Below are 13,533 nucleotides of genomic sequence, written 5' to 3' on the forward strand. Positions count from 1 at the left end.
ATTTAGATTAATTTTAAAGAAGCAAAAGTAAGAGAAATTTATTAGTGTAAAAAACTACGCAATGAATATTTGAATACTTTAAGTTTTTCTAAGAGCCACCGAAGTATTTTAAGGTTTCAATATCTTCTAAAATACGCTCAATATCTTTTGGTTTTGTTCCATCATAAAAACCTCTAATTTGACGTTTTTTATCAATAAGCATAAAATTTTCGGTATGGATCATATCGTACGCATCGCCATTACCATCTGTTTTTACGGCCAAATAACTTTTTCTGGCAAGTTCGTAGATTTGTTTTTTATCGCCTGTGACTAAATTCCATTTTCTATCAATAACTCCTTTTTCTTTGGCATATTTTTTCAATTGCTGGACACTATCAATTTTTGGAGTTACGGAATGTGACAATAACATCACATCATCATCATTAATAATTTCCTTTTGTATCTGAAACATATTGTCGGTCATGATAGGACAAATGGTTTGACAGGTAGTAAAAAAGAAATCGGCCACATAGATTTTATCCTTATACGTATCTTGCGTAATGGTCTTACCATTCTGATTGGTTAAACTGAAATCTGAGATTTTATGGTATTTTAATTGGTGTTGGATAGTGCTATCTACCAATTCCTCGCTAACCATAGCGGGTTGATAAATAGGAAGCGGTTGTTTCACGTTTAGTACATTATAAATTATGACCAAAATAATAATAGAAAGAATAGAGAAGAAAATCCCAAAATTTTTATAGCCTTTAAAAAATGAAAGAAATGACATTGTGTAGGTGTAAATGAAAGTTGAACGGCAAAAATACGACTGAATCTCAATAAAAGCCTTATTTTTAACACAAAAACAGTACTATGAAACCGATAATTACCAGTTTAATTATTTTTTTAACGTTACAAATAAATGCTCAGGACTATAATGAAACATTAAACGTCATCCGAGCTTCTGAAGCTACCACAGCTTTACGACAAATGATGAATAGTCAAAATGAGAATACGGGTAATTATGATGTTAAATACCATCGGTTAGAATTAAATGTAGACCCATCTTTTGCGCAAATCTCTGGAGATGTCACCACCTATTTTGAGGCCAAAGAAGCCATGACCGACATCACTTTTGACTTGGCTGATAATATGATAGTTTCCCAAGTTTTGCAGCGTGGTAATAGTTTAAGCTTTACTCAAAATTCAGATGATGAACTGGTGGTCACTTTACCTATGGCACAAGCACAAGGTGTTTTAGATTCTTTAACCGTAAGTTATTCCGGTAATCCTGTGAGCTCTGGTTTTGGATCGTTTGAGCAAACCACCCATAATGGCGATCCCATAATTTGGACGCTGTCCGAACCTTATGGTGCCAAAGGTTGGTGGCCTTGTAAACAAGATTTAATTGATAAAATTGACTCTATCGACGTATATCTTAAAACACCAGTATTTAATCCTACAAATGAAACTTACGTGGCAGTTTCAAATGGTTTGGAAATGAGTCAAACAGTTGAAGGTTCTGAGAAAATTACGCATTTTAAACATGGTCATCCCATACCTGCTTATCTAATTGCTATTGCAGTCACCAATTATGAAGTGTATTCTCATGAAGTTCCTAATAACGGAACACCTTTTGATATCGTGAATTATGTCTATCCCGAAGATTTAACAAGTGCTCAAGCCAGTACAGGTGTTACTGTGGACATTATGAACATATTTACAGATTTATTTGAAGAATATCCATTTTCGGACGAAAAATATGGTCATGCCCAATTTGGTTGGGGAGGTGGTATGGAACATACTACCGTTTCCTTTATGGGGTCTTTCAATAGAAATTTAATTGCGCACGAACTTGCCCATCAATGGTTTGGTAATAAAGTAACCTGCGGCAGTTGGAAAGATATTTGGTTAAACGAAGGCTTTGCGACTTATTTATCAGGTTTGGTTATTGAAGATTTGGATGGGGAAAACAGTTTTAAGACCTGGAGACAGCAACGGGTTAACAATATTACGTCGCAACCGGGTGGTGCTGTATATCTTTCGGATCAAGATACCACAAGTGTGAGCCGGATTTTTAGTGGTCGTTTGAGTTATAACAAAGGGGCTATGGTTTTACATATGTTAAGAAAAAAACTAGGAGATACCGATTTTTATCAAGGTTTACAAGATTATCTGACAGCACCGGAGTTAGCTTTTGATTATGCCAAAACGCAGGACTTTAATGATGTCATGGAATTATCTACAGGTGAAAACTTGGATGAATTTTTTGACGATTGGATCTATAATCAAGGTTATCCGAGTTATGCTGTGAATTGGAACCAAAATGGAAATCAATTGCAACTTGTGGTTTCGCAAACCCAAAGCCATCCATCCGTTTTGTTTTTTGAAGCCGATGTGCCCTTTAGAATTGTGGGAACACTTGGAGAAACCTTGGATGTTGTTTTAGATAATACCTCCAACAATGAACAATTTTTTGAAACTGTTAATTTTACGGTTCAAGAAGTGTTGTTTGATCCTGATTACCATTTAATTTCAAAAGACAATTCAGTAACTCTGAGTAATTCTGAATTTGATTTTAATGCTGGTATTCAATTATATCCTAATCCAACATCATCTACAATAAATATTGAAAAACCCGAAAATGTAGCTATTGAAACTATTAAGGTTTATAATAGTTTGGGTCAATTGTTATTACAATCTAGTTGGACACCTCAAGTTGATTTAAGCGCTTTGTCTTCAGGGCTATTATTTATACAATTTCAAACTGGAGACGAGATAATTAATAAGCGGATTATAAAAAATTAAGGTAAATCCGTTTTCAATATATTGGCATTTATTTTAGAATTCGTTTGAGATAAAAACCGTACTTTTGCAAATCGAAATTTGAAAAAATGACATGGAATTTATAATAAAAATATCCCAATTCTTACTCAGTTTATCCTTGCTTATCGTTTTGCACGAGCTCGGACATTTTATACCAGCCAAACTATTTAAAACTAAAGTTGAAAAGTTTTACCTCTTTTTTGATGTGAAATTTTCACTCTTTAAGAAGAAAATAGGCGATACCGTTTATGGTATAGGATGGTTGCCACTTGGAGGTTATGTGAAAATTGCAGGAATGATCGATGAAAGCATGGATAAGGAACAAATGGCACAGCCACCACAACCATGGGAATTTCGTTCTAAACCAGCCTGGCAACGATTGATTATAATGCTTGGAGGCGTTACCGTCAACTTTATTTTGGCCTACGTGATTTATGTGGCTATTTCTTTTGCTTATGGCGATTCTGATGTTAAGGTTGACAGTTTAAAGGATGGGTATTGGATTGATAACCCTGCATTGTTGGATTTTGGTTTTAAAACAGGAGATAAGGTTTTAGCGGTAAACGACGTGCCTGTTGTAAATGATTCTGATATAGGCTTTAATCTGATCAGTGCAGAAACTATCACCATTAGTAGAGAAGGCGAAAAGAAGGTCATAGATTTACCTGAAGACTTTCTGGGACAATATTCATCTAGTAAAAGTAAGCGTAATTTTGAATATCGTATTCCTTTTATGGTAGGAGAAGTAGCAGATACTTCATTAAATGCCAAGAAGGATTTAAAACAAGGGGATATCATTAAAAGTATTAATGGTAAAGAATTAAAATATTTCGACCAGCTTGACTCGATTACAGAGGGTTTAAAAGACACTACAGTCTCTGTTGAGGTTTTGCGAGAAGATAATTCAATCGTTAATAAAGAATTAAACTTAAATTCCGAAGGTAAATTTGGAATCAGACCTTATAACAATCCTTCTCGGTTTGAAGAATTAGGCTACTACGATATTTTTAGAAAGGAGTATACTTTTGGAGAAAGCTTTGCAGCAGGAGGGCGTAAATTCACCAAAACAATTACCAATTATTTTGATCAGCTAAAAGCCATTTTTAGTCCTAGCACAGGAGCTTACAAAGGTTTAGGAGGTTTTAAAGCCATTTACGATCAATTCTCACCTGTGTGGAGTTGGCCGTATTTTTGGGGACTAACAGCATTTTTATCGATTATGTTAGCCATCCTTAATTTGTTGCCAATACCTGCTTTAGACGGAGGGCACGTCATGTTTTTACTGTACGAGATGATATCTGGACGCAAACCAAGTGAAAAGTTTTTAGAGCGTGCACAAATCGTTGGTTTCTTTATATTAATCGCCTTAGTGTTATTTGCCAATGGTAATGACGTTTTTAAAGCCGTCACGAATTAAAATTTTTAACAAAAAAATTAATATTTCATTTTGTAGTAACAGAAAAAATGATTTATATTTGCATCCGCTAACGCGAAAAAAAGACACTCTTTAGTTCTTCCAATAGTAACCAATAGGTAGAACATCTGACTGTTAATCGAGTCCCGAAAGCTTTCGGGATTAGTTAGAGTCTAAGAAGAGGAAAAGAAGTTTAGTGCCTTCTAAAACACACTAATAAGAGATTAAATTCCTCTTTAGCTCAGTTGGTTAGAGCATCTGACTGTTAATCAGAGGGTCCTTAGTTCGAGCCTAAGAAGAGGAGCAAACAAAGCCATTACGAAAGTAGTGGCTTTTTTGTGTTTTAGAGAGATTTTATAGTTCTTTGAATTTTGCTCAGGTTAAACATAGGTTAAACATTTCTCTTATTTCCTTATATTTCAATTTCTAAATTTTCATTATGCCAAGCTCAATAGATTTCCCTTTTTATTTTATAGAGAATTATTTAAGTTCTACTATTTATAATGATTTGAAAAAATTCTATGCACAATATGAAAATGAATCATTTGGGAATAGAATAAAGAGCGTTGATAAAAAGAGTCATATCATAGAATTTTACAAAGACCAATATTCAGAAAAAGAAGATAATTTTAGTGTTGTAACATTTGAAAAGCTTGTTTTTGATAAACTTAATAATGAAGTTTTAAATTCAAAACAATTTATAGAATTAGGATTTAAAGCTAATTTCAATAATAAAGTTCAGATAGATGCGCATGCAAGTTTTTTAAGAGTTAAAATAAATACTTTAAAAAATTTAAAGTCATTTAAGGACTTCCCATTTTTAAATTCAATTATTGAAAGATTTGAAAGTGTAATTGACCTTTATTCAACCGAACAGGGAACTGTAAGCTATAAATTTTTTTATTCATTTGATTTGTTAGCTTCAAATAATATTGAAAGAAAAATTAAGATTGAGAAGCTGTTTTCTTCTCTGATAGAAACACCATCAATGATAAACTCATCTAGAAAAGAGTTTATCAATGCTTTCACAGGACAAAAAGTTGAGAAAAAGATTGAGTGGCTTGTTAAGGCAAAGAGAAACAAATATACCAATAAAGCTACTCTACTATATTTATTTGATAAATTAATTGAAGATGGACATTTGAGTTCTAAAATTGCCCTTGACTTATATAAATTCTTAAGATATGTGTTCGTTGATGAATATGGGAACGAATTAAAAAATTTTAAAAATACACGTCAAAATATGTCTACTAATCCTGATTTTAAAGATAGGATTGACAAAATTATTTCTTCTCTTTAAAAATACCTTTACCATACAGTTAAGGTATGGTATTCCTTTATATAGTGTATACTGCGTTTTCTTTGCCTGAAATAATCAGGATATGGCGCCATATCCATAATCTAAAAAATTATGGAATTTATCCAAGAACAATTAAAAACAATAATTGAATTACTAGAAAAAGAGAATTTATTTAATAAAGAGTTTTTTACTCTTGAAGAAGCAGCTAGGTATTTAAGCCAGTCAAAGTCTAGTCTATATAAACTTACTAGCAAAAAAGAAATACCTCATTATGTTCCTAATGGAAAGCTCATTTATTTCAAAAGAAGTGAGTTAGATGAATGGATTGTAAATAGCAGAACAATTCAGTCAGCAGAGGTAATGACGAGTATTGATAATTACATAACTTATAAGTTATGATAGTTTATTCAAGATCGTGTTATAGCAAAAAGCTTTACTATCAATTGTGGCTTTTAGATCAAAAATTATTTCAAATAGAACATAAAACTATTTACAAAACAGGTCAAATCATTTATCCAATTAAAGGGAGATTTAACGGTCTGTATTTTGAGATAGATGAATACAAAGGTTACTTGACAGGATTCTATAATGTTATATACAATAATATGTCTGATAAAAGAATCGGTGCTTGTAGCAATATGAATTACACAAAATTCATAGAAAGTTTAAAAACTCAACTTTCCTTAATGTATGATCCTTTAGATACGAACTTAACAGTCATGAGTATTAGTTATTGGATTATAATTGATATTGATGTTCAAGATTTATTCTATTCTCACTTAATTATTCACAAATTGAAATACTACAATTCGAATAAGATTCCTAAGAAAAAAAAGGGATTTATAAAATTTGATTACGATGATTATTCAATTGAGATTTCAATTTGCAAGCATGAAAAAAAAAAGATGAAAATCACATTAATATTAAAAAACATTAAGAGGTTCAAAAATTTAGGTAAGATTAATGTTACTGAACTTTATGATAGAAATACTCTAAAAAGACTTTTTCAATTTTATTTTAAAAAATTTGATGAAATATTAATTGTAAATAGAATTTCAGCAAATAATGTTTCAAATCAAAAAGACAGAGATTTGCTAAGGTCATTTACTTCATATGGACATTGGGAAGCTTTGGATAAGCACACACGAGCAAGGCAAAAAAAAGTATTCTATCGACTCATAGATAAATACAAATTAGATGCCATGAATAAGGTAATAAGACAATTACTTCTTTGGGAACATGAAAAGTTTATTAATCATTAATCAACCTTTTCCAGACATATATATATTATATATAATAAAGTTTGGAAAAGGTAGCAAAAAACAAAACAATGGCAAGTATTAAAATAATATTAAGAAATAAACCTAATAAAGAAGGACTTTATCCTGTAGTATTAAAAATCATTAAAGAAAGAAAAGTCAAGGTTATTACACTTGGAATAAGTTGCTTAAAAAAAGATTGGGATAAAGGCAATTCAAATTTTAAAAAGAGTCAAAAGAACTATTTACAAAGAAATAGAGCTTTACTTAAAAAGAAAGAGGAAGCTTTAAAGATTATTGATGATTTTATTCTTGATGGTATAGACTTTACCCTTAATCAATTTGAAATAAAATTTAGAGGTAAGAAATCTTCGAAAACTACAGTCTTTGAATTTTGGAAAGAAAAAATATCAGATTTAAACAAGGCTGGAAGAACTGGCAATGCTAGAGCTTATAGAGATGTTTATAATTCATTTTTCAAATTTCACAAAAATAAGAATCTAGTATTTAGGGAAATTACACCAACCTTACTAGATAAGTATGAAACTCATTTGAGAAGTAACAATAATACTGATGGTGGAATTGGTGTAAAAATGCGAGAGCTTAGAGCATTATTTAATGATGCTATTAAAAAGGGAGTAGTAGATGAAAAATATTATCCTTTTAAAATCTACAAAGTATCTAAGTTAAAAGGGAAAGGTATCAAAAAAGCACTTTCAAGAAAAGAAATGAAGCTTATGGAAGCTCTTGATACTGACAAATACCCTCATTTAATTGATGCTAAGAATTATATGTTATTCAGCTATTATATGGGTGGAATGAACTTTGTAGATATGATGAAATTAAAATGGGATAATATTCAAGGAGATAGAATTTTCTATATACGCTCTAAAACTAAAGGTAGGTTTTCTGTAAAAATGTTAAAACCTGTAAAACAGATTATAGCTTATTATAAAGCTCAAAATAGAACAACCAAATATGTATTCCCAATTTTATTAAAAGATAACCTAACACCTATTCAAATTGAAAATAGAAAGCATAAAACTATTAGTAGATTTAATAAGCAACTTAAAGAGATTGCTAAAATTCAAGGTGTAGAAAAAAATGTAACATCCTATGTAATTAGACACAGTTTTGCTACTAATTTGAAATTTGCTGGAATTTCAACAGATTTAATTGGTGAATCCATGGGTCATCATGATGTAAGTGTTACAAAAGCTTATCTCAAGGAATTTGATGATGATATTATTGATGATGCAATGACTAAACTGCTTGAAGAACCCAAGCTATTATATGCTTCATAAATTTTCCAAAAGACTCTCAAACAATGAGGGTCTTTTTCATTATAAATAGAATCTATTCAGATTCAACTTAAAAATAATACAATAAAATATTAACCTTTTCAAATATTAAGATTATGCAATTAAAACAAAGTAAAAGACAAAATGTAAAACTCAGATTGGGAATATCTGGACCAAGTGGATTTGGTAAAACTCACTCAGCTTTATTATTAGCTTTTGGTATGACACAAGATTGGAGTAAAATAGCTGTAATAGATTCAGAAAATTCTTCAGCTTCATTGTATTCAGACTTAGGAAACTTTAATGTATTAGACTTACAAGCGCCTTATTCACCTGAAAGATATAATCAAGCTATTGAAATTTGTGAGAAATCAGGAATAGAAGTCATTGTGATTGATAGTATAACTCATGAATGGCAAGGAAAAGGGGGCTGTCTGCAAATACATGAGCAGTTAGGTGGAAGATTCCAAGATTGGGCAAAAGTGACACCGAGACATCAATCCTTTATTGACAAAATTTTACAATCTACTTGTCATATAATTACAACAGCTAGAACCAAAATTGATTACTCTCTTGATGTAGGCTCTAATGGTAGAACCAAGGTAATGAAACATGGAACTAAAGAAATTACCAGAGAAGGATTTGAGTATGAATTGACAGTAAATTTTGAATTAATAAATGATCAACATTTAGCCAAAAGTAGTAAAGACAGAACAGGATTATTTATGAATAAACCAGAATTTGTTATTTCTGCTAAAACAGGTGAGAAGTTATTGAAATGGTGTAATGCTGAACCTGTAACTTCAAAAGATGTGATTGAAAAAATCAATTCAACATTATCTGTTTCAGAGCTGACAAAGCTTTACAATGAAAATCCAAGTTTTCAACAAGCATTGAATCAGCAATTCAGAGATAAAAAACAACAATTAGAGAATTTAGTTAAACCTTCAAATTTTTCAAGTAATGGAATTAGTAAAAGTTCACAACAGTCAAGTCAATAGTATATCTTCTCCTTTTGATGGTACAAGGCAATCTTCCTCAATTTTGGAAGTACCATCAAAAAGAGAAGAATATAAAATCAACCCATTTATTGAGGCTAATACAGATAGTGTTAGCCTCTCTAAATTAAAGCAGGATTGTGTAATACCTGTATTTGCGAAAGACAATGAAAAAACTATTGCACATCAAGAGTTTATTGAAATAACACAAGAATGTATAAGTAATGCTTTTGGAAATCAAGAAATAGATTTACCTGAAATTCGTGTCAGTCATCAAATTAAGGGTAGAACACCAGATGCTATTTACAAATCAGCTAAAGAGCTGCTAGCACATGAGAAAACTCAATATTTTGAAAGAATGGCATTTGTTGTAAGAATACCTTCAATTACAGAAAGCATTAATGGAAATACTCTTTCCTTGATGGTAGGTGGTGTTAGAGCATACAATAATGAGAACCTTTATAGTAAAAAGTCACATGAGAAGTTTAAGTTCTTTATTGGATTTCAAAATATGGTATGTTGTAACCTTTGTATTTCTTCTGATGGTTTCACCTCAGAAATGAGAGTAGGAGGCTATGAGGAACTTCAAAATAAGATTCTTGAAGTGATACATGGCTATGAAGCAGAGAGTCATTTAAAAGCTATGAAAGCTCTTTCTCAACAAAGTTTAACTGAACATCAATTTGCACAGTTAATTGGTAAAGCAAGATTGTATAATTATCTGCCTAAAGAACAGAGAAAGGAATTACCACAAATGGACTTTGCAGATAGGCAAATGAATACTATTGCAAAAGACTATTATGAGGATAAGAGCTTTTGTAAAGATGAAAACGGAAACATCAACTTATGGAATGTCTATAATCTTTTCACATCAGCAAATAAGAGTTCTTATATAGATGCTTTTTTGGATAGAACTGTCAATGCTTTTGATTTTACAAATGGATTGGCACAAACTCTCAATGGGGATTCTAAATACCATTGGTTTTTGAGTTGATGAATACCCAATCTCTTCTAAAATAGAGGTTGGGTTATTCTATAAAATCTGATAAAACTGAAAGCTTATTCAAGTCGGAACTATAATGTTTGGAAATTCTATTTAGATAATCCCTTATTTCCTGCTCCAGACCCATTAACCATTTTTTATGTTTTTTTAGGAAAAAGGAATACTTAGAAATGGAATCTATTTTATCTTGAATCATGAATATTTCAGATTTTAAAAGAACATTATTTTCGCTATTCTCAAAAAAAGATTTAATAGTTTTAGGGTTCAACTCATCTAAATTAAAACATCTCTTTATGAATACTCTACTTAAAAAATCATTTACTGAAGAAATATCATTTTTTATATCTTCTTCTAAATTGAGGATTAGGACATCAATATTATTATTAACAACCAAGTTAACTGAAAGAAATTGCTTTATTTCTTCTAAATTATTCTTAACATAATCTTTGAGAGATGAGTTGTTATCACTCAAAATCTTAAAAAATGAAACAACTTCATCAAGTGTGGGAAAAGTATAATTTTGTTTGGCTAATATTTTTTTTAATTGAACCAATGAATTATCAAGTTCATAAAAAAACCTTAATAAGAATCTGATGTCTGTTAATAAATCATAAGAGTTTAGTTTATCACTTTCTATACCGTTTAATTCTCCATGCATAAATTTATTTCGCATCTCAGGTATGTGATATTGATAATAATCTAAATAATTCAAAATATCTGATTCTCTTACCACATTTATTTTGTCATAAACCCTTCTTTTCACTTTTGCTCCCATAATTTTAGACATATCAGCAAAAAGTCCTTCTATTTGGGTTAATGCAATGCCATAGAAGCTAACCCATTTTTGTTTATTAAATAAAAACTCAAGCTCATATATTACCTTTATTCTATGCTGACTTATAGGTAATACTCCTAAGTAATATTTTATGTCTTGAAAGTAGTGTTGTGTAGAGTAGTTTTTAAATAGTTTAGAGTAAAAAAGGCGCTTATTATTAAAATATAAATTTCTATAACTCTCATCTTCTTCATAAATAGTTGTGTCTATTAAACGATGATATACCTTTTCAATTAGTTCATGATTAAAGTATCCTTCTGAATAAGCTCTTGATGAGTAGTATGGGAAATCTAAAATTCCACCAAAATTCCAATCTGGAAAATTGAAAGGTAGTTTTGTTACTTTGGTAATAGCTCTTTCTTTAATTTTCTCTCCATATCTATAAGCCAGAATATCTTGTTGTTCACTAATACACCTTTTGTAATAATCTAAAAACATTCTTTCACTTTGGTTAGATGGTGGCTTTTCTTCTTTCAAATAATGCTTAGAAATGTAAGGGGTACTAGAATATTTGGTAACCAATTTTGTTATTTCTAATAAATGAAGTTCTGATTCTTCTTTTAAATAATTAAAATGTGTCTTTGGTAACTCTTTAAATCTAATAATCTCATTTAAATACTTGTCTTTAGCACTTAGGTTAGGTTCTTTTTTAGTTATATCAATGCGCTTTCCATTATCTCCTATTTTGTAGATATGGGCCTTTAATCTATTGTTAAATCCAAAATGTTTTAAAACTTGAGAAGTTTTTTTTTGAATAGATGACTCATCATTTTTAAGGTTTCGGTTTACTGGGTATATAATTTTTAATGAGTTAAAAATGATTTCATCTAATGTTTCATACTTAAAAATATTATCACCAAGAGCAGTTATTAAGTCATTTCGAAAATCATCTAAATTACCAATGCTTTTGTTTCTTTTTCTGAAAGTGTACTTATCTATATAGATGTATTTGTTTTTCTTCTTTAATGGCATAGTTCAGGGTATAAATGCATAAAAAGTTGAGCGAAATTTTTATCAATTTCTTGCTGAACATTTTTGTAATTGTTTAGTTTATTTTGAAATGTCCCTTTTTTATCTAATAAAATTACTTTTTCAAATAATTCTGTAGATTTTAGAGTAGTTTCTATATAGGACCAGTATTCTGGATAATTATGGATAGCATAATTAAGCAAAGCTATCCACCCTTTAAATTTGAAGCCAATTATTTGCTTTGCTAAGCAGCTTTCTATAATACAAAGAACTCTTTGTGATTTATATTCAAACAAAGTATCTATTAACCATTTTGGAGTATAATTAGCAAGTCCATATACCAAAACACTTCTTTGAAAATCATTATTCGAGTCTTCAAAATAATTTCCCAATAAGGGGGTGTCAATTTTAGAAAATTTAAAACCTTTTCTAAATAATAGTTTTAAGAACCTCTCTTTTTGGTGAATTTCAACATTGTTATAGAGATAATAAAACACATTTTTGCTTGTAGTCTTATGGTTTATGTTAACATCCAAATCTATTTGATAAGACTCTAAAATAAACTTTAAAAATTCATAATCTGATTCATTACCTTTTTCCAACCAATCAAATATTTTTTCTCTTTCATCTAATTTTAGTCTTTGATTTAAAAATTTTAATTCTTCATCATCAAAATCATTTAATTCATTTTTTAGCTTACTAAAGTCAGATTTATACTTTTCTTTTTCAACACCTATAGCTTCTATGAAATCATGAATTTTAGATGCTATTCTATCTTGCTCTTTTTGAAGTCTTTTTTCTTCTTTTTGTTTCTCTATTTGTTCTTGATTTCTTTTCTGAATAATTAGTTTTTCCTCTTTATTCTTTAAGAAATTATACAAATAAACTTCATTGTTTTCTTTGTCAAACTGTAATTTATCTAAGGTTATATCTACTTCATTCCATTCATCATAAAATTGATTTTTAGTATTTAAATGAGTTTGTTTAAACTTACAGTTAAGTTGGAAGTCAGTAGTATCTTTAAATCTAAAATAATTCTGATGTTTAGATAAGTATTTAATATCTAGTTCAGTTGTAGTTTTACCTTCTACATCAAAATTGTCAAGAATCCATATTAAATAAATACCCTTTTCTTTATAAAAATCATATCTTCCTAAAATGTACTTTTGTGATAAGGTGGATAACTGAATTTCAAACACTATTTTTTTGTCTAAATACTTACAATATACATCTGGTTTTCTTCTTTTTCCTTTATCATTAAAAATGAAAAAGTTATCAATCTTTACTTCAGAAATATTATTAGTTTCTTTTAGAAGTTCTCCTATTCTGTTTTTTAAAAAGATGTGTCTAGGGGATTCCTTAGCAATTAGTATCTGGGTATAGATTTCCTGCTCTTTGTTAGACAATGATTCTTCTTTTAATTCGCAATATTCTGAATTAGGAAAATGTTTTAAATAAAAAGTTCTTTTGTTACTTTTTGAAAGACTTAGTTTTTGCCTACATTCCAAACAAAGAAAAGTAATATTACCTCTATTGTATTCAGTTCTTATTTCATCACCTTCCTGTTTATTTTTAAAATACTCATCTGATTCAATAATTTTACCTGTTTCTTTAATTATTGCTGATTTTATAGTTCTTTCAAATGCCAT

General features: G+C 29.8%; 11 protein-coding genes and 1 tRNA gene. 9 read left to right on the forward strand and 3 right to left on the reverse strand.

Annotation, left to right across the window (positions count from 1 at the left end):
* Nucleotides 1-88: 88 nt before the first annotated feature.
* Nucleotides 89-769, reverse strand: a complete 681-nt coding sequence (locus tag HM987_RS19055) for an SCO family protein (protein ID WP_179009594.1) — start codon at nt 767-769, stop codon at nt 89-91.
* An 83-nt stretch (nt 770-852) separates the two neighbouring features.
* On the opposite strand from HM987_RS19055, the gene HM987_RS19060 reads away from it, so the two are divergent.
* The 9 genes from HM987_RS19060 (at nt 853) to HM987_RS19100 (ending at nt 10,071) form a co-directional block, all read left to right on the forward strand.
* Complete coding sequence (locus HM987_RS19060) at nt 853-2,787, forward strand: M1 family aminopeptidase (protein WP_179009595.1); 1,935 nt, start codon at nt 853-855, stop codon at nt 2,785-2,787.
* Between the two features lie 91 nt (nt 2,788-2,878).
* Complete coding sequence (gene rseP / locus HM987_RS19065) at nt 2,879-4,222, forward strand: RIP metalloprotease RseP (protein ID WP_179009597.1); 1,344 nt, start codon at nt 2,879-2,881, stop codon at nt 4,220-4,222.
* A 227-nt stretch (nt 4,223-4,449) separates the two neighbouring features.
* Nucleotides 4,450-4,523 (forward strand) — tRNA-Asn (locus HM987_RS19070).
* Between the two features lie 135 nt (nt 4,524-4,658).
* Entirely contained in the window at nt 4,659-5,519 is an 861-nt protein-coding gene (locus HM987_RS19075) for a hypothetical protein (protein WP_179009599.1), read from the forward strand.
* Between the two features lie 111 nt (nt 5,520-5,630).
* Nucleotides 5,631-5,918, forward strand: coding sequence for a helix-turn-helix domain-containing protein (locus HM987_RS19080; protein ID WP_179009601.1), 288 nt, complete (start codon nt 5,631-5,633; stop codon nt 5,916-5,918).
* Nucleotides 5,915-6,781, forward strand: coding sequence for a hypothetical protein (locus HM987_RS19085; RefSeq protein ID WP_179009603.1), 867 nt, complete (start codon nt 5,915-5,917; stop codon nt 6,779-6,781). The genes HM987_RS19080 and HM987_RS19085 overlap by 4 nt, the downstream gene beginning before the upstream one ends.
* Nucleotides 6,782-6,849: 68 nt before the next feature.
* Nucleotides 6,850-8,082 carry a site-specific integrase gene (locus HM987_RS19090; protein ID WP_179009605.1) on the forward strand — a complete coding sequence of 411 codons (1,233 nt, stop codon included), beginning with the start codon at nt 6,850-6,852 and terminating at the stop codon, nt 8,080-8,082.
* A gap of 113 nt (nt 8,083-8,195) precedes the next feature.
* On the forward strand, nt 8,196-9,080 hold the full coding sequence (locus HM987_RS19095) for an AAA family ATPase (protein WP_179009607.1): 885 nt from the start codon (nt 8,196-8,198) through the stop codon (nt 9,078-9,080).
* Nucleotides 9,043-10,071, forward strand: a complete 1,029-nt coding sequence (locus HM987_RS19100; protein ID WP_179009609.1) for a DUF3871 family protein — start codon at nt 9,043-9,045, stop codon at nt 10,069-10,071. Before HM987_RS19095 ends, HM987_RS19100 begins: the two co-directional genes overlap by 38 nt.
* Before the next feature lie 34 nt (nt 10,072-10,105).
* Here the strand turns inward: HM987_RS19100 and HM987_RS19105 are convergent, their stop codons facing one another.
* Both HM987_RS19105 and HM987_RS19110 read right to left on the reverse strand, forming a co-directional pair.
* Nucleotides 10,106-11,887 carry a hypothetical protein gene (locus HM987_RS19105; protein ID WP_179009611.1) on the reverse strand — a complete coding sequence of 594 codons (1,782 nt, stop codon included), beginning with the start codon at nt 11,885-11,887 and terminating at the stop codon, nt 10,106-10,108.
* Entirely contained in the window at nt 11,878-13,533 is a 1,656-nt protein-coding gene (locus HM987_RS19110) for a DUF6035 family protein (RefSeq protein WP_179009613.1), read from the reverse strand. The genes HM987_RS19105 and HM987_RS19110 overlap by 10 nt, the downstream gene beginning before the upstream one ends.

Origin of the sequence: Winogradskyella forsetii (assembly GCF_013394595.1) — a bacterium.
GTDB classification, from domain to species: domain Bacteria; phylum Bacteroidota; class Bacteroidia; order Flavobacteriales; family Flavobacteriaceae; genus Winogradskyella; species Winogradskyella forsetii.

Bases quoted from the DNA above. Each gene is read 5' to 3' on its own strand.
- HM987_RS19055 (WP_179009594.1), bottom strand. From the start codon at position 769: ATGTCATTTCTTTCATTTTTTAAAGGCTATAAAAATTTTGGGATTTTC.
- HM987_RS19110 (WP_179009613.1), bottom strand. From the start codon at position 13,533: ATGGCATTTGAAAGAACTATAAAATCAGCAATAATTAAAGAAACAGGT.
- rseP (WP_179009597.1), top strand. From the start codon at position 2,879: ATGGAATTTATAATAAAAATATCCCAATTCTTACTCAGTTTATCCTTG.
- HM987_RS19060 (WP_179009595.1), top strand. From the start codon at position 853: ATGAAACCGATAATTACCAGTTTAATTATTTTTTTAACGTTACAAATA.
- HM987_RS19085 (WP_179009603.1), top strand. From the start codon at position 5,915: ATGATAGTTTATTCAAGATCGTGTTATAGCAAAAAGCTTTACTATCAA.
- HM987_RS19105 (WP_179009611.1), bottom strand. From the start codon at position 11,887: ATGCCATTAAAGAAGAAAAACAAATACATCTATATAGATAAGTACACT.
- HM987_RS19100 (WP_179009609.1), top strand. From the start codon at position 9,043: ATGGAATTAGTAAAAGTTCACAACAGTCAAGTCAATAGTATATCTTCT.
- HM987_RS19090 (WP_179009605.1), top strand. From the start codon at position 6,850: ATGGCAAGTATTAAAATAATATTAAGAAATAAACCTAATAAAGAAGGA.
- HM987_RS19075 (WP_179009599.1), top strand. From the start codon at position 4,659: ATGCCAAGCTCAATAGATTTCCCTTTTTATTTTATAGAGAATTATTTA.
- HM987_RS19095 (WP_179009607.1), top strand. From the start codon at position 8,196: ATGCAATTAAAACAAAGTAAAAGACAAAATGTAAAACTCAGATTGGGA.
- HM987_RS19080 (WP_179009601.1), top strand. From the start codon at position 5,631: ATGGAATTTATCCAAGAACAATTAAAAACAATAATTGAATTACTAGAA.